The sequence below is a fragment of the Sphingomonas sp. 4RDLI-65 genome (genome assembly GCF_049472435.1).
Lineage (GTDB): Bacteria > Pseudomonadota > Alphaproteobacteria > Sphingomonadales > Sphingomonadaceae > Sphingomonas.
This window is the reverse complement of sequence record NZ_JBCEBT010000005.1, coordinates 60,910-77,073: the sequence shown is the minus strand read 5'-3', so window position 1 is coordinate 77,073 and position 16,164 is coordinate 60,910. Positions and strand designations below refer to the sequence as shown.

13 protein-coding genes are annotated in these 16,164 nt (G+C 66.4%); 4 read left to right on the top strand and 9 right to left on the bottom strand.

The window, feature by feature from the left end; all coding sequences use genetic code 11:
* Positions 1 to 63: 63 nt before the first annotated feature.
* Positions 64 to 477, bottom strand: a complete 414-nt coding sequence (locus tag VH567_RS12730) for an acyl-CoA thioesterase (protein WP_423326644.1) — start codon at positions 475 to 477, stop codon at positions 64 to 66.
* Between the two features lie 182 nt (positions 478 to 659).
* Between VH567_RS12730 and clpB the strand changes: the two genes are divergently transcribed.
* On the top strand, positions 660 to 3,239 hold the full coding sequence (gene clpB, locus VH567_RS12725; RefSeq protein ID WP_423326643.1) for an ATP-dependent chaperone ClpB: 2,580 nt from the start codon (positions 660 to 662) through the stop codon (positions 3,237 to 3,239).
* Positions 3,240 to 3,298: 59 nt separating this feature from the next.
* Here the strand turns inward: clpB and VH567_RS12720 are convergent, their stop codons facing one another.
* The 4 genes from VH567_RS12720 to xseA form a co-directional block, all read right to left on the bottom strand.
* Positions 3,299 to 6,352: a TonB-dependent receptor domain-containing protein gene (locus tag VH567_RS12720; protein WP_423326642.1), complete on the bottom strand. Its 3,054-nt coding sequence runs from the start codon at positions 6,350 to 6,352 to the stop codon at positions 3,299 to 3,301.
* 260 nt (positions 6,353 to 6,612) lie between these two features.
* The gene (locus tag VH567_RS12715; protein WP_423326791.1) at positions 6,613 to 7,452 is read right to left on the bottom strand and encodes a M23 family metallopeptidase; all 840 of its coding nucleotides are present in this window, start codon (positions 7,450 to 7,452) and stop codon (positions 6,613 to 6,615) included.
* 11 nt (positions 7,453 to 7,463) lie between these two features.
* On the bottom strand, positions 7,464 to 7,664 hold the full coding sequence (locus VH567_RS12710) for a DUF2093 domain-containing protein (protein WP_332796977.1): 201 nt from the start codon (positions 7,662 to 7,664) through the stop codon (positions 7,464 to 7,466).
* Positions 7,665 to 7,678: 14 nt separating this feature from the next.
* On the bottom strand, positions 7,679 to 9,103 hold the full coding sequence (gene xseA, locus VH567_RS12705; protein WP_423326641.1) for an exodeoxyribonuclease VII large subunit: 1,425 nt from the start codon (positions 9,101 to 9,103) through the stop codon (positions 7,679 to 7,681).
* On the opposite strand from xseA, the gene purD reads away from it, so the two are divergent.
* Together purD and VH567_RS12695 are read left to right on the top strand one after the other, a co-directional pair.
* Positions 9,102 to 10,367 (top strand): phosphoribosylamine--glycine ligase, encoded by a 1,266-nt coding sequence (purD, locus tag VH567_RS12700; RefSeq protein ID WP_423326640.1) that lies wholly within the window; start codon positions 9,102 to 9,104, stop codon positions 10,365 to 10,367. The two genes, xseA and purD, sit on opposite strands and share 2 nt — an antisense overlap.
* Before the next feature lie 246 nt (positions 10,368 to 10,613).
* Complete coding sequence (locus tag VH567_RS12695; protein WP_423326639.1) at positions 10,614 to 11,378, top strand: hypothetical protein; 765 nt, start codon at positions 10,614 to 10,616, stop codon at positions 11,376 to 11,378.
* Between the two features lie 114 nt (positions 11,379 to 11,492).
* On the opposite strand, the gene VH567_RS12690 is transcribed toward VH567_RS12695, so the two are convergent.
* Together VH567_RS12690 and VH567_RS12685 are read right to left on the bottom strand one after the other, a co-directional pair.
* A complete protein-coding gene (locus VH567_RS12690; protein WP_423326638.1) occupies positions 11,493 to 12,638 on the bottom strand; it encodes a tetratricopeptide repeat protein in 1,146 nt (381 codons plus the stop codon).
* 146 nt (positions 12,639 to 12,784) lie between these two features.
* The gene (locus VH567_RS12685; protein WP_423326637.1) at positions 12,785 to 14,104 is read right to left on the bottom strand and encodes a hemolysin family protein; all 1,320 of its coding nucleotides are present in this window, start codon (positions 14,102 to 14,104) and stop codon (positions 12,785 to 12,787) included.
* A gap of 183 nt (positions 14,105 to 14,287) precedes the next feature.
* Here VH567_RS12685 and VH567_RS12680 point away from each other — a divergent pair, with 183 nt between their 5' ends.
* Positions 14,288 to 14,962 carry an OmpA family protein gene (locus VH567_RS12680; RefSeq protein ID WP_423326636.1) on the top strand — a complete coding sequence of 225 codons (675 nt, stop codon included), beginning with the start codon at positions 14,288 to 14,290 and terminating at the stop codon, positions 14,960 to 14,962.
* A gap of 163 nt (positions 14,963 to 15,125) precedes the next feature.
* Here VH567_RS12680 and VH567_RS12675 read toward each other — a convergent pair whose 3' ends face one another.
* Both VH567_RS12675 and VH567_RS12670 read right to left on the bottom strand, forming a co-directional pair.
* Positions 15,126 to 15,473: a tRNA-binding protein gene (locus tag VH567_RS12675; RefSeq protein ID WP_423326635.1), complete on the bottom strand. Its 348-nt coding sequence runs from the start codon at positions 15,471 to 15,473 to the stop codon at positions 15,126 to 15,128.
* Complete coding sequence (locus VH567_RS12670) at positions 15,460 to 16,134, bottom strand: glutathione S-transferase family protein (RefSeq protein WP_056054264.1); 675 nt, start codon at positions 16,132 to 16,134, stop codon at positions 15,460 to 15,462. Before VH567_RS12670 ends, VH567_RS12675 begins: the two co-directional genes overlap by 14 nt.
* Positions 16,135 to 16,164: the final 30 nt, after the last annotated feature.

Sequence of the window (16,164 nt, the reverse complement as noted above, 5' to 3'; positions counted from 1 at the left end):
CGACGTTCCAATTGGGCCCCGGCCTTCGCCGGGGTGGTAAGTCCGCCGGGGCGGTGGCCGCAATCAGGCTGCCGCCGGGTCCTTCGGGAAGAAATGCTCGACCACGCTGTTCGCCAGCCGCGACGGCCGCAACGTCTCCGCGTCCAGGCAGCACCAACTCGACTTCACCTCGGCCAGCACGTCCTCGCCACGCTTGATGATCGTTTCGTAGAACGCGCGCGCCCCCTGAACCTTCTCCAGCAGCACAGTCGCGATAACGTCGTCGTTCAGGAACGCCGGCTTCCGGTACGTAATCTCGTGCTTCAGCGCGACCCACAGGTGCCCGGCGACCGCGTCGGCGGGCGCGAGGCGCTGCCAATGATCGATCACTGCCGCCTGCACCCACTTCAGATAGTTCGCGTTGTTGACGTGACCCATGAAGTCGATGTCGGCCGGCTCGATGCCGATGGCGTAGCTATGGGGAATGGCTGTTGTCACGCGTGACATATAGCATGCGAACCTGAACATAGCGATGACGGCGGGGCTTAGATACCGACAATAAACGCTATTCCAGCGTGGCCCTGCGCGGCTTAGCATCCGACCTGCGCCTGCCTCTTGTGTTGCCCAAATACAACACCATCTTTCGGCCAACACCGAACCAAATCCCACAGGAATTCGTCATGAACATCGACAAATTCACCGACCGCGCGAAGGGCTTTCTGCAATCCGCGCAGACCGTCGCGATCCGCATGAACCATCAGCGGATCGCGCCCGAGCATCTGTTGAAGGCACTGCTGGAAGACGAGCAGGGCATGGCCGCAGGGCTGATCGCCGCAGCCGGTGGCGACGCCAAGCGCGCCACCTCGGAGACCGATCTCGCGCTGGCGAAGATTCCAGTCGTGTCGGGCTCGGGCGCGCAGACCACGCCGGGGATCGACAACGATGCGGTGCGCGTACTCGATCAGGCCGAGCAGATCGCGAGCAAGGCAGGCGACAGCTTCGTCACCGTCGAGCGGCTGCTGGTCGCGCTCGCGCTGTCGCTCAACACCGCGGCGGGCAAGGCCTTGAAGGCCGGCGCTGTGACGCCCGAGGGGCTCAACACCGCGATCAACAGCGTCCGCCAAGGCCGCTCCGCCGACACCGCGGGCGCCGAGGATCGCTATGATGCGCTGAAGAAATTCGCCCGCGACCTGACCCAGGCGGCACGCGACGGAAAGCTCGACCCGGTGATCGGCCGCGACGAGGAAATCCGCCGCACCATCCAGATCCTCGCGCGCCGGACCAAGAACAACCCCGCGCTGATCGGCGAACCCGGCGTCGGCAAGACCGCGATCGCCGAGGGCCTCGCGCTGCGCATCGCCAATGGCGACGTGCCCGATACGCTGAAGGATCGCCGGCTGATGTCGCTCGACCTCGGCTCGCTGATCGCGGGCGCCAAATATCGCGGCGAGTTCGAGGAGCGGCTGAAGGGCGTGCTCGACGAGGTGAAGGCCGCCGAGGGCGACATCATCCTGTTCATCGACGAGATGCACCAGCTGATCGGCGCGGGCAAATCCGAGGGCGCGATGGATGCGGGCAATCTGCTCAAGCCCGCGCTGGCACGGGGCGAACTGCACTGCGTCGGCGCGACCACGCTCGACGAGTACCGCAAGTACGTCGAGAAGGACCCGGCGTTGCAGCGGCGGTTCCAGCCGGTCATGGTCGGCGAACCGACCGTCGAGGACACGATCTCGATCCTGCGCGGGCTGAAGGAGAAGTACGAGCTGCATCACGGCGTGCGGATCACCGACGGCGCGATCGTCGCCGCGTCGACGCTGTCGAACCGCTACATCACCGACCGCTTCCTCCCCGACAAGGCGATCGACCTGATGGACGAGGCCGCGTCGCGGATCCGCATGGAGGTGGAATCGAAGCCCGAGGCGATCGAGAATCTCGACCGCCGGATCATCCAGCTAAAGATCGAGCGCGAGGCGTTGAAGCGCGAGACCGACGACGCGTCGGTCGACCGGCTCGACACGCTGGAGGGCGAGCTCGTCAATCTGGAGGAGCAATCCGCCGAACTGACGACGCGCTGGAAGGGCGAGAAGGACAAGATCAACGCCGAGGCGCGGCTGAAGGAACAGCTCGATGCCGCGCGGCTCGAGCTGGAGCAGGCGCAACGGTCGGGTGATCTCGCCAAGGCGGGTGAGCTTTCCTACGGCACGATTCCGGGGTTGCAGCGCCAGCTCGACGAGGCGGCAGGGGCGACCAAGGGCGCGATGTTGCGCGAGGAAGTCACCGCGGACGACATCGCCGGCGTCGTCAGCCGCTGGACCGGCATCCCGGTCGAGCGGATGCTGCAGGGCGAACGCGACAAGCTGCTGGCTATGGAAGCGACGATCGGCAAGCGCGTGATCGGTCAGGCGCATGCGGTGAAGGCGGTCTCGACCGCAGTCCGCCGTGCGCGTGCGGGGCTACAGGATCCGAACCGGCCGTTGGGCTCGTTCCTGTTCCTCGGACCAACCGGCGTCGGCAAGACCGAGCTGACCAAGGCGCTCGCCGAGTTCCTGTTCGACGACCCGAGCGCGATGGTCCGTATCGACATGAGCGAGTTCATGGAAAAGCACGCGGTCGCGCGGCTGATCGGCGCGCCTCCGGGCTATGTCGGCTATGAGGAAGGCGGCGTGCTGACCGAGGCGGTACGGCGGCGACCGTACCAAGTGATCCTGTTCGACGAGGTCGAGAAGGCGCATGGCGACGTGTTCAACGTGCTGTTGCAGGTGCTCGACGACGGGCGGCTGACCGACGGCCAGGGGCGCACGGTGGATTTCAGCAACACGCTGATCATCCTGACGTCGAACCTCGGCAGCCAGTACCTCGCGAACATGGCGGAGGGCGACGACGTATCGTCGGTCGAGCCGCAGGTGATGGAGATCGTCCGGTCGCACTTCCGCCCCGAGTTCCTCAACCGGCTCGACGAGGTGATCCTGTTCCACCGCCTCGGCCAGTCGCACATGGCGCCGATCGTCGACATCCAGGTATCCCGCGTCGACAAGCTGCTCGCCGACCGCAAGATCGTGCTGGACCTGACCGACGCCGCGAGAGCGTGGCTCGGTCGCGTCGGCTATGATCCGGTGTACGGCGCACGCCCGTTGAAGCGTGCGGTGCAGCGGTATCTGCAGGACCCGCTCGCCGACATGATCCTGCGCGGCGAGGTGAAGGACGGCTCGACCGTCAAGGTCGACGAAGGCGACGGCAAGCTGGTGCTTCAGGTCGCCTGATACAAAAAGGGGGCGACGTCCTGCGACGCCGCCCCCTTCGATTGACGTAACGCCCGGGTTTAGAAGCCAAACTTCACGCCGGCGCGGAACTGACGGCCATAGATGCCCTCGCCCGCCTGCACCGGGTTGTAGAGATACGCGCCGTACGTTGCCGGATCGATCGGCGGCAGGTCGTTCAGAATGTTCAGCACGTTGAGGTAGAAGCTGAACTTGTCGTTGACCTTAAGCGTACCGACCATATCGACCGTGATGTAGCCGTCGACGTTGGCGGGCAGGTAATCGACCGCGAGGCCACCATCGCCGCGCACGCCGCCCTGATCCTCAGCGGACAAATTGTAGCCCGCGACATAGTTGACCGTACCGCTCAGGCTGAATTCGTCGCGGATGTCGATCGTGTTGGTGACGTTCGCACGCCAGCGTGGCGTCCCCGAACCCGCGGTCAGGTTGTAGTTGCCGAGCGTACCGACATACTTCTCCTTGCGACCACCCGGGAAGGTGGTGCTGAGGTCGAGCAGGACGCTGCCCTCGCCCGAGATCGTGTAGCGGATATTGTCGTTGATATCGAACCGGGCGCTGCCGCCCATGTCGATACCCTGCGAATGGATCGTGTTCGCGTTGACCAGCTGCGATGCGACCAGGCCGACACGCGGCGTGGCGTTCTCGAAACCGACGCCGACTGCGTCCGGCGTGACCGTGAAGCCCGTGGGGATGGGCTGGCCGGCATAATAGGCTGCCAGCGCGTCGCCGGCGGTCAACGACGTGATCGCGCCCGTCTTCTTGATGTCGAAGAAGTCGACCGTGAACGATACGTTGCGGATCGGCTCGAACACGATGCCCGCGGTGAAGCTCCGCGACTTTTCAGGCTCGAGGTTCTGGCTGGCCAGCGTCGTCGACCCATAGCTGCCCTGGCGGATATAGGTCGGGCACGACGCGAAGGTCGCGACCGTGCAGCCATATTGCGCCAGATAGCCATCGTTGAACAGCGTCGCGTTGTTGGTCACATAACCCGTCGTCGGCAGCGCGTTCGCCTCGCCGAAGCTCGGGATACGGAAACCGCGCGACCAGGTGCCGCGGATCGCCAGCTGACGGAACGGCGTGAACTTTGCGCCGATCTTTGGCGAGAAGTTGCTCTGGCCCGACGAATAATGATCGTAGCGGCCCGATGCGTTTACGAGAAACTGATCGACGATCGGCAGCTGCAACTCGCCGAAGCCCGACGATACCGTGCGATTGCCGCTCGTCCCGAAGGCGTTGATCGAGAAATAGCGCTGGGTCGGGCCGTTGATGTCAGGATTAGCCGATGGCGCGTCGATCGATTCGTAGAAGACCGATCCGCCGAGCGCGAGCTGTGCCGGACCGCCGGGTAGGGTGAACAGCTTCTTCGTCACCGACGCCTGGATCTGATACAAATCGGAACTGGAGTCGGAGATGTTGGTCGGCGTCAGATAGTTACGCGTTGCCTGCGAGTTGAGCCCAGGGTCGGCGAAATTGTAGCTGCCGTCGGCGATCACATCGAGCAGATGCTGGATATAGACATAGCCGGCCTGCGTGCGGCGCAGATCGCTGTGCATCGCGGTCGCATCGACGCGGTAATCCCAACCGCCTTCGATCGTGCCGGTCACGCCTGCGGCCGCGCGATAAACGCGGTTGCGCGTCGCATTGGACGTCACCGTGTCGGGCAGCGTACCGATCAGCAGCGCATTCTGGCCAGCCGCCGCAAACGGATTATTCGTCGAGTTCAGCGTGCCGTTGGCGGCATTGCAGACCGCGGTTCCGCGCGGACAGATATAGACCGGCAACGACAATGGGGTCGAGCCGGGCGCATACTGCGCGGCGGCGGACGATGTCGAATATTGCTGGAAATTGATGCCGGCAGGGGCGTTGCCGCGAATGACTGATGGATCGCCGGTATAGCTCGACGAGGATTGCTGGAAATTGACCTGCAGATACGCCTCGGCATTGTCGCCGACCTTGGCGGTGAACCGTGCCGACCCACCGAAACGCTCGATGTTCGGTGCGACCACACCATATTGGTTGACCAAGTCCTGCTGGCAAACGACGTTTGCGATCGCGGCGTTATTTGCCTGCGCGCGGTCGCCCGCGGTCGTCGAATACGGCGTGCCGTTGAGGCAGCCTGGGGTCAGGAGCTGGAATTGCGAGCCGCCGACGGCGGTTGCGCCGTTGGCAGGACGGACGAAGAAGTTCGCACCGGCAACCGGGCCGTTGTTCGGAAGCAACCCATCGGAGCCGATTCCGTTGGCGATGTTGTTCGGCCCACCGGTACCGACCCCACGCTGGTCGGACGAGTTGAACGGAGCGGGCAGATCGCGGTTGTAGACGGCTTCGCTGCGGAAATAGAAGCCGCTGACATAGGCATTATAGCCCTTGGCGTCGAGATCGCCGGTGCCCGCAGTCAGCGTCAAGCGCTGGTTGGCAGCGACGCCGCGCTGGCTGATGCCGGCCTCGGCGCGGCCGCTGATGCCGTTGAAGCTGCGCTTCGTGATGACGTTGACGACGCCGGCGATCGCATCCGCACCATAGCTGGACGATGCGCCGTCGCGCAGGATCTCGACGCGGTCGACGATGTCGTCGGGGATCGTGTTGAGATCGACGAAGTTGCGCGTCGCGTCGTCCGCGAGCGGGTAATAAGCGGCACGCAGGCCGTCGAACAGGACGAGCGTCGAGTTGGTCGACAGGCCGCGCAGCGACACGGCGGACGCACCACCGGCGAAGGCGCCGTTGGCGGTGAACGAGTTAGTCAGCGCAGGGCCGTTGTTCGACGCGAGCGACTGGATCCCTGCCTGCACCGTGTTGATGCCGCGCGAATCGAGATTGGCGGTGGTCAGCGTCGTAACCGGCGACGGCGTCGCCTTGTCGGTCTGGCGGAACAGCGACCCGGTCACGACGATCTCGTCGCCATTTGCCGCGTCTGCGGTCGGGGGTGTCTGCGCGGCAGGTGCTGCCTGGGTATCCGCAGGAGTCGCGGCAGGCGCATCGGCCGGCGTGGCGGCGACGGCGTCCTGCGCGAAGGTCGGCATGGTCGACAAAATCAGCGCGAGCGGCGTAGCGGCCGCGAGCAGCAGTGCCTTCGACGTGAAACGAGGCTTAATCAACACTTGGAATCCCCTTGCTCAACGCGTTGCGATCGTCCCGACGATACACAACGTACGACAGCCCGGTTGCCGTTGTTCGGCTATCGAGCTCATGCTTTGAGAATGAGACCAGGGTGCTAAAGAGTAAAGACAGGGACTTAGCCGGCTTGTAATTTCCCGACACCCAGTGTCAAAAATGACACGATAGCTGTCTTATTACTCATTATCGTATTTTTGTCAGCGTGAAACGACGTTTCAAGCAACACAATAAGCAAGCATTGTTACCTTATTGCGCCGGCAACGAGCATCGGATCGAGCTTGGCGTCATTCCAGCGCAGGCTCCAGTGGAGATGGGGGCCGGTCGCCCTTCCGGTCATGCCGACGGCACCGATCGCTTGCCCCTTTGCGACATGATCGCCGATTTTCACGTCGATCCGCGACAGGTGCAGGAACGCGCTGTTGAGGCCCATGCCGTGATCGAGCATCAGCAGGTTGCCCTCGAGCGTGAAGGGATGATCCGCCGCGAGGATCACGACACCGTCGGCGGGCGCGGTGACGATCGCGCCGGTCGGCTTCGCGATGTCGGTGCCCGAATGATAGCTGCCGGGCTCGCCTTTGTAGATACGCTGCGATCCGAACAGGCCGGAGATGCGGCCGGTGGCGGGCCAGGCGAACGCCTGTCGCCAGCCTTGTGCGTCGGTGTTGCGGGCACGAGCAGCGACGATTTGCGCGAGTTCGGGCGGGCGGAGCCTCGCGAACACCGGGTCGGGCGCGGGGAATTTGGGGAGCGTGTCGAGGCGTTCGATACGCCACGCGCGCGGCGCGATGGTCAGCGGCTGGGTGACGGTGCGGCCGTCGGCCGAAATTGCCGTCAACGACGCTTGCGGGCCCGCGTCGCGGTCGAAGCCGGCGAGGAAACTGCCGTCCGGGGACAGCGCGATCGGCTTGCCATCCAGCATGACCGAGCGCGTACCGGCGGGCGCGGTGCCGAGGATCAGCCCGCCCTGGCTGAGCGTGCCGATCCAGCGGAAGGGGCTCGCAGTTGCGGTAGTCGGCGGCGGCGCTTGCTGGGCGGTGGCGCTGGTCGCGGCCAGCAGGACGAGCACCGCCGCGCGGATCATCGCCGCTCGGATCACCGGGGCGCCATCGCTTCGCTGGCGGCGGCAGCGGTGGCATAGGCTTCCTGACGGGCGACGCTCCAATAGCGCAGGTCTTCGAGCGCGATGCGGTGGCCGGTCGCGGCGCAGGGGACGTGGTCGCCGGGGCTGAGCACGCGGAAACCGTTCGCCATATAGTGCAGGCGCGCGGCGCGGTCGGAGTTGGACATCAGCATTGCGGGGCTCTTCTTTACAGCAGGGTCGGCTGGCGTGGCGCCGGATCGGGCGCGGCCTTCGCCTTGGGAGCAGCATAGGTTTTGGCGGCGGGGCGCTCAAGGCCGGTGTCCGTGACCGCGTCGACCACGCCATCGCGGAAGTGGAGCGTCAACGTCCCCGCATCGCGCGCCGACTTGGCGGAGGCGAGCGTCTCGCCGCCGGGGCGCGCGGTGACGCGGGCATAGCCGCGGTCGAGGATCGCATCGGGATTGAGCGACTGGACGAGGCGCCACGTCGCGTCGAGCTGCGCGCGTTTGGCTTCGAGTTTGCGTTCGAGGGTGGCGGGACGGAGCGCTGCCCCCGAGCGGTCGAGACTGCCGCGCGCGAGCGTCAGGCGACGCTCCAGCCCGCGATCGAGCCGCTGACCGAAATCGTCGGCGCGCTGGCGCTGGGGGCCGAGCAACTGGTCGCGCTTCGGCAGCAGGCGGGCGAGTGCGTCGAGCCTTTCGCGGCCGCGCTCGACATGGCGGCGGGCGCAGCGTTCGGTGCGGTTGCGGTGGCTGTCGATCGTCAGCCGCAGGTCGGCAAGCACCGGCACCGCGATCTCGGCGGCGGCGGTCGGCGTCGGCGCGCGCAGGTCGGCGGCGAAATCGCACAAGGTGGTGTCGGTCTCGTGGCCGACCGCGGAGATGATCGGGATCGTGCAGGCGGCGACCGCACGCACGACGACCTCCTCGTTGAACGACCACAAATCCTCGACCGAGCCCCCGCCGCGCGCGACGATGACGAGATCGGGGCGCGGCACCGGGCCGCCGGGGACGATCGCGTCGAAGCCGCGGACCGCGGCGGCGATCTCGGCGGCGGAACCCTCGCCCTGCACCTTGACCGGCCAGACGATGACGTGCGTCGGGCAGCGATCCTCCAGACGGTGGAGGATGTCGCGGATGACGGCGCCCGTCCCCGAGGTGACGACGCCGATCACCTTCGGCATGAACGGCAGGCGCTTCTTGCGCGCGCCGTCGAACAGCCCCTCGCCCGCGAGCTTGGCCTTCAGTTTCTCCAGCAGCGCCATCAGCGCGCCGGCACCCGCCAGTTCCATGCGTTCGATGACGATCTGGTATTTCGAGCGGCCGGGATAGGTGGTGAGCTTGCCGGTCGCGATCACCTCGATGCCGTCCTGCGGGACGAAGGCGAGGCTCGACGCGTTGCCCTTCCAGATGACGCCGTCGATTACCGCCTGGTCGTCCTTGAGCGACATATAGCAATGCCCGGAGGCGACGCGCTTCCAGCCCGAGATCTCGCCGCGCAGGCGGACATGGCCGAACTCGCCTTCGACCATCCGCTTCAGCTTGAACGCGAGTTCGCCGACCGACATGGCGAGTGCGTTGTCGCCGGCGACCGGCTCGGCTACCAGCCGGCCCATGTCGCTGGACACATCATCGGAAAAGGGATCGGGCATGAACGTCCTGCTGCTGGGCTCGGGGGGTCGCGAACATGCGCTCGCGTGGAAGCTGGTGCAATCGAGAGGCCTCGATACGCTGTATGCCGCGCCGGGCAACCCTGGGATCGCACGGCTTGCGACGCTCGTGCCGCTGGATGCGACGGATCACGCGGCGCTCACGACGTTCGTGCGCGAGCATGACGTCGGGCTAGTCGTGATCGGGCCCGAGGCGCCGCTGGTCGACGGGCTGGCCGATAGCTTGCGTGCCGCCGACATTCCGGTGTTCGGGCCGTCGAAGGCTGCGGCGCAACTGGAAGGGTCGAAGGGCTTCACCAAGGATTTGTGCGCGCGGGCGGAGATTCCAACCGCGGGGTACGTCCGCGTAAAGAGCCGCGCAGAGGCGAATGCCGCGCTCGCCCGCACCTTCTCGCTACCGGTGGTCATCAAGGCGGACGGCCTCGCCGCGGGGAAGGGCGTCGTCATCGCGTTCAGCGCCGCCGAAGCCGATGCCGCGCTCGACGCGCTGTTCGCCGACGGGGAAGCCGAGGCTGTGATCGAGGAGTTTCTCGAGGGCGAGGAGGCGAGCCTCTTCGTGCTCACCGATGGCGTCTCGCTGATGCCGTTCGGCTCCGCGCAGGATCACAAGCGCGTCGGCGAGGGCGATACCGGACCGAACACCGGCGGCATGGGCGCATACAGCCCTGCGCTCGTGCTGACGCCCGCGCTGGAGAAGCTCGCGATCGACGAGATCGTCGCGCCGACGGTGGCGGCAATGGCGGCGGAAGGCATGCCGTTCTCGGGCGTGCTGTATGCCGGGCTGATGCTGACGCCGCAGGGGCCGAAGCTGATCGAATATAATGCGCGGTTCGGGGATCCCGAGACGCAGGTGCTGATGATGCGCTTCCAGGGCGACCTGCTGGCGACGATGCTGGCGACCGCGGAAGGGCGGCTCGGCGAGATGCCCGCGGCCAGGTTCAGCGACGAGACTGCGCTGACGGTGGTGATGGCGGCGGACGGCTATCCGGGTACGCCCAAGGCTGGTGGAGCGATCGTCGGGCTGGATTCGGCACGCGCGGCGGGCGGGACGGTGTTCCACGCGGGCACCCGATTGGAGGATGGCGGGCTGGTCGCATCGGGCGGGCGCGTGCTGGCGGTGACCGCGGTCGGCGACGACGTCGCGACGGCACAGGCGAACGCGTACCGTGCGGTCGAGGCGATCGACTTCGCGGAAGGCTTCTACCGGCGCGACATCGGCTGGCGGGAAATCGCGCGCCGGGCTTGAGCGGGAACGCCAGTCGGCGGGATCTCGCTTTTTCCCGTCGCAATCCTTCACCCGTCATTCCCGCGAATGCGGGAACCCATACTGGCTAGCCTCGCTCTGAGATCGCGGGGCCCTGAGGATATGGGTCCCCGCCTACGCGGGGATGACAAAGAGCGGGGATGACAAAGAATTGCGTGACCGGGTAGGATCAAGCCGCCTGCCAATTACCTCTCGCCGCCTCCCCCGCGTGACGCTACGAGTATGAGCATGAACGAAACCTCCGCGACCTCCGCCTCGGGCATGAGCCTGCTGCCCGACGGCATCGCCACACTGACCGCGATCCATTTCACGATCATCGCCGTGGTGGCGATCCTCGTCGTCATAGGGCTGGTCTGGGGCATCCGCGCCAAGCGCAGCCGCGTAAAGGCCTCGCACGACGTCATCGCCAATGCGAAAGAGGCGGGTGTCCCGCCGGCGCCGATTGCGCCGGCCCCAGCTCCGGCTCCGGCCCCGGCTCCTGTCGAGGAACGCCCGCCAGCGGCATCGCAGGCGCAGGTTCAAGTCCAGGCCCGCACGCCGACTTCGCCATCGTTGACGCCGTTCGCCGACGTGCAGTCGGTGGATGCGCCAGCGGTGGAGGTACCGGCAGAGCCCGAGCGGCCGTCCGAGCAGGCATCACCCGCGCCTATCGAGCCAAGCCCGGTCATCGAGACGACCTCGCCAGTATCGCCTGCATCCGACGCCGTCGTTGCCAAACCAAGCGCCGCACCGGCCGCCGCACCTTCGACCTATCGCCACGATCCGGTGACGCAGTTGAAGGGTGTCGGCCCCAAGGTGGCGATGCGACTCGGCGAGCTCGGCGTCACCACGATCGGCCAGATGGCGGCGTTGTCGGAGAGCGAGGCGCAGTCGATCGACGCGCAGCTCGGTGCCTTTACCGGCCGCATGGGCCGCGATCGGTGGATCGAGCAGGCGCGCCTGTTGGCGGCTGGCGACAAGGCCGGGTTCGAGGCGGTGTTCGGCAAGCTCTGAAGCTCGGCGATACCTAGGCAAGCGGATGTCGCGTACGGCACCCGCGCTCCGGGTCACCGGCGCGGCCTGGCGGCCCGACCTAGGGCAGAGTCCCGTGTGGCGACCCTCGACGGGTCAGAGCGCGGTCGCCTTAGACGGCGACGTGGCTTCGGTGAGATCGAGCGTCTCGAACCCGTCGGCGGACACGCGCCGTCGGATCAGGCTGCCAACCGGCGTGGTGTAGGCCGATCGCTTGGTGATGCGCTCGACGCGGTAGACGCCCCCCGCCGCCGCCCCGCCATCGGATGGGCCATCGGACGCGCCATCAGATCCTGCGGCGGACTGCGCGTACCGGCGCGCTTCGATCTGGGCGAGCATCGGTCGCGTCCACAGTGCCGATCGCGACCCGCGCAATATTTCGACCTCGGCGGTGCGACCATCGGGACGGACCCAGAACCCGACATCGACCCATTGGTTTGCCGCGACCTCGGCCGAACCGGTTCGAATGACGTCGGTGCGACCGAACTTCCGGGATTCGGCATTGGCGGCCTCGACCGCGTCACGCGGAAAATCCGGTGCCCATAGCAATACGGGCTTCGCCGCCTGCGTCTGGCCGAGCGCGTCCACCAGCTTCGCCATTTCCGCATCGTCGGCGTCGCGCACGTCGAGCCTGAAGCGCATCACCCGTACCAGGACCTGCATCCCCGGATCCTGCGCGATCGGGCGTGTCTCGATCTCCGCGAGCATCCGCCGCGCGCGTGACGGCTGGCCGATCGCCAAGGTCAGCCAGACCTGCTTGATCGCCGCCAGCATCGCCGCGCCGTCCTGCCCGGCGGCGGTGGCGGCGCGCTCTGCGGTGCGATAGCTGGCGATGGCCTGCGGATAATTGCCAAGCTTGATCCACATGTCACCGAGCGCCGGGGTGGCAGCGACGACCAGCGGATCCTGCGCGGGCAGGTTGTCGCGCAGGGTATGGACACGCCCGGCGACCGCGCGACGATAGACGTCCTGGTCGCCCTCGTGCAGCGCGACCGTCGCCAGCGCCTCGTACAGCGCCGCGACGGGCTTCGGATCGGTCGCCGCGGCATCGCGATTGCGTGCTACCGCGTCGGACAGCGTCCGGCGCGATACGAGATATCGGCCTTGGCGGAACTGCGCCTCGGCGAGCGCGATCGAGACCTGGGCATCGCGCAACGGCGTACAGCCGGAGCGGATGCAGATCGCCTGCGCTTCCAGCAGACGCTTGCCGGTGACGATGATCTCGGCGGATGGGGCCTGCACGGGCTGGGTTTGCGTGGGTGGGGTTTGCGTGGCCTGGGCTTGCAGGAGCAACAAGAGCGCGAGCATGGAATCCTCCGACGACTCAGGACGATGGTCGACGAAAGCTGCTCTAGATCAGTGCCGGGTTCAAGCCCGATCACCGCACCCTATGCGGCTTTGCTGGCCCGGACTTCGCTCACCAGCAGCTTGTCGATGCGGCGGCCGTCGAGGTCGACGATCTCGAACTTCCAGCCCTGCTCGACGAAGCTCTCGCCCTCGCCCGGCAGATGGCGGAACACCGACAGCGCGAGCCCCGCGACGGTCGCGTAGTCGCGGTCCTCGGGCAGGTCGATGCCGAGGCGGTCGGCGAGCGAATCCGCCGCCATCGTTCCCGCTACCAGCAGCGAGCCGTCGTCGCGGACCACGACCGAAGGCGCGTCGTCGGGATCGGCGTCCGACTTGAACTCGCCGGCGATCGCCGCGAGCAGATCGGCGGGCGTCACGATGCCTTCGAAATGGCCGTATTCGTCGTGGATCAGCGCCATCGGCACCTCGGCCTCGCGCAGCGCCAGCAAGGCGTCCATCGCGTCGATCTGATCGATCACCACGGGCGCCTTGCGCATGAGCTTTAGCAGATCGAGCGGTTCGCCACGGAACAGCGCGGCGGCGATGTCGCGCGCCTGGACGACGCCCTGGACGCGGTCGATCGAGCCGTCGCCGACCGGCAGGCGGGTATGCTGCGACCCGAGCAGGGTCGTGCGGATTTCGTCGGCGGTACCGTTGCAGTCGAGCCAGTCGATTTCGGTACGCGGCGTCATCACTTCGCGAACCGGGCGATCCGCGAGACGCACGACGCCCGAGATGATCGAGCGCTCATGCTCCTCGATGATGCCCGATTTCGAGGCCTCGGCGACGATCATGTGGAGTTCTTCGGCGGTGACGTGCTCTTCCGATTCGCGGTTGAGCCGGAGCGCGCGAAATATGAGCGCGCTGGTCGAATCGAGCACCCAGACGATCGGCGCGGTGCCGATGGCTAGCCAGCGCATCACCGGCGCCATGAACGACGCGATTGCCTCGGGCGCGCGCAACGCGAACTGCTTGGGGACGAGCTCGCCGATGATCAGCGACGCGTAGGTGGTCAGGCCGATGACGATCGCGAACCCGGCAGTTTCGGCGGTCGAGGCGGACAGGCCCCACGCCTGCAACCGCGCGGCGGTCGGCATGCCGAGGCTCGATCCCGAATAGGCGCCTGCGAGAATGCCGATCAGCGTGATGCCGATCTGGACGGTCGAAAGGAATTTGCCGGGATCCGCCGCGAGGACCAGCGCGGCGCGCGCGCCCTTCTTGCCTTGGCGCGCCATCGCCTCGAGCCGCGCTTTCCGCGCGGAGACGATCGCGAGTTCGCTCATCGCGAACACGCCGTTCAACGCGACGAGCGCGAGGATGATCGCGACGTCGATCCAGGGGAAGGGGGGAAGCGGTGCCATTGGCTCGGCGCCTCTTTGCAGGACAACGGCCCGTCGCACAACCGTCCTTGGACATGCTCGACATCATGCCGCGAAGATGGTCAGGCTGGGTTCAGTGCGCAGGCGGAACAATCGTCGCGAAACCGGGTTATCGGCCGTAACGGGCATAATGCCGTCATCCATCATGTCTCAGGGAGTTTATCGATGAAAACCAAGATGTTCGCAGGTGCCGCACTGGCCGCGCTGATCGCCACCAGCGGTTGCACCACCGATCCGGAGACCGGTCGCCAGACGATCTCGAAGACCGCGCTCGGCGGCATCGGCGGCGCGCTGGGCGGTTATCTGCTCGGCGACGTGGTCGGTGGACGGCACGACCGGACCGAGAAGCTGCTTGGCGCAGGCATCGGTGGCCTCGCGGGCGCAGGAATCGGCGCATACATGGACAAGCAGGAGCGCGACCTGCGCGCACGCACCGCGGGCACCGACGTGCAGGTGATCCGCCAGGGCGACGACCTGGTGCTGAACATCCCGTCGGGCATCACCTTCGCGTATGACAGCGCGAACGTGCAGCCGCAGTTCCAGCGCACGCTGGATCAGGTCGCGGACACGCTGTCGCAGTATAACCAGACCTATGTCGACGTGTACGGGCATACCGATTCGACCGGCAGCGACGCGTACAACCAGACGCTGTCGGAGCGTCGGGCGCGGTCGGTCGCGGATTATCTGTCGGGTCACGGCGTGCAGGCGGCGCGTATCGGCACGCGGGGCTACGGCAAGACGCAGCCGATCGCGTCGAACGATACCGATGCCGGCCGGGCTGCGAACCGTCGCGTTGAGGTGAAGATCGTGCCGATCACGCAGAGCGACCTGCGCCAGTAAGGGCGCTTTTAGGGGGCTGCGAATGCTATTGGGTTCGTCGGCCCTCCCCTCCCCAACCAGCGTCATCCCCGCGCAGGCGGGGATCCATATCCTCGGTTGTCGGCGGTTCTAGTCGACAGGCTAGCCGGTATGGGTCCCCGCCTCCGCGGGGATGACGGGGATGTTAGAACAACCGCCCGCCGTTCGGGACTGGCCCGGTCGGCGAGATGAGCACCACCTTCCCGCCCGCATCGGGAAAGCCGAGCGTCAGGACTTCGGACATCATCGGCCCGATTTGGCGTGGCGGGAAATTGACGACTGCGGCGACTTGCCGGCCGACCAGTGTTTCCGGCGTGTAGTGTTCCGTAATCTGTGCGGACGAGCGCTTCACGCCGATCTCGTCGCCGAAATCGATCCGCAGCTTGAACGCCGGTTTCCGCGCCTCCGGGAAGGTCTCGGCCTCGACGATCGTGCCGACGCGGATGTCGACCTTCTCGAAGTCGGGATACGCGATCATCTCAGAAATCCACATTGTCGTAGTGGGCCGGGGGTGAGATCAGCTCCATCCGTTCGGACAGCAGCGGGCGGAAGCTCGGGCGGCTCTTGAAGCCGCGGTACCAGCGCGCGGTCTGGTCGTGGCCCTTCCAGTCGATCCCGCCGAGATAATCGGTGACCGAGATCTGCGCGGCGGCCGCGAGATCGGCGAGACTCATCGTCGCGCCGCCGAGCCAGTTCCGGTGATCGAGCAGGTAATCCATATAGTCGAGATGCCCGACTGCGGCCTTCATGGCTTCACGCAGGCCCTTAGCGTCGGGCGCGGTGCGGTGCGCGAGACGCTTGACCATACGCTCGTGGAGCAGCGGCCCGGTGACGTCGCGGTAGAAATGCGTGTCGAACCACGTCACCAGCCGGCGGATCTCGGCGCGGTTGGTCGCGGTGCCGTTGATCATCGCCGCCTTCTCGACGGTTTCCTCGAAGAATTCGCAGATCGCCATCGAATCAATGAGCGGGGCCACGCCGCGCGACGCGTCGACCATCACCGGGGTCTGGCCGGCGGGGTTCATGTCCATGAACTCGTCGCGGCGATCCCAGGGCGATTCGCGGACCAGTTCGTAGCCGACCCCCTTCTCGCCCAGCAGCAGGCGCACCTTTCGCGAGAAGGGACACAAAGGGAATTGATAAAGCTGCCACATGCCGTTCGTTTAGGCGGTGGGGGGCGGGTG

Coding starts and splice junctions, on each gene's coding strand:
- VH567_RS12670 (WP_056054264.1), bottom strand. CDS start 16,134: ATGTGGCAGCTTTATCAATTCCCTTTGTGTCCCTTCTCGCGAAAGGTG.
- VH567_RS12710 (WP_332796977.1), bottom strand. CDS start 7,664: ATGCTGATGTCCAACTCCGACCGCGCCGCGCGCCTGCACTATATGGCG.
- VH567_RS12715 (WP_423326791.1), bottom strand. CDS start 7,452: ATGATCCGCGCGGCGGTGCTCGTCCTGCTGGCCGCGACCAGCGCCACC.
- clpB (WP_423326643.1), top strand. CDS start 660: ATGAACATCGACAAATTCACCGACCGCGCGAAGGGCTTTCTGCAATCC.
- VH567_RS12695 (WP_423326639.1), top strand. CDS start 10,614: ATGAACGAAACCTCCGCGACCTCCGCCTCGGGCATGAGCCTGCTGCCC.
- VH567_RS12680 (WP_423326636.1), top strand. CDS start 14,288: ATGAAAACCAAGATGTTCGCAGGTGCCGCACTGGCCGCGCTGATCGCC.
- VH567_RS12685 (WP_423326637.1), bottom strand. CDS start 14,104: ATGGCACCGCTTCCCCCCTTCCCCTGGATCGACGTCGCGATCATCCTC.
- VH567_RS12675 (WP_423326635.1), bottom strand. CDS start 15,473: ATGTGGATTTCTGAGATGATCGCGTATCCCGACTTCGAGAAGGTCGAC.
- xseA (WP_423326641.1), bottom strand. CDS start 9,103: ATGCCCGATCCCTTTTCCGATGATGTGTCCAGCGACATGGGCCGGCTG.
- purD (WP_423326640.1), top strand. CDS start 9,102: ATGAACGTCCTGCTGCTGGGCTCGGGGGGTCGCGAACATGCGCTCGCG.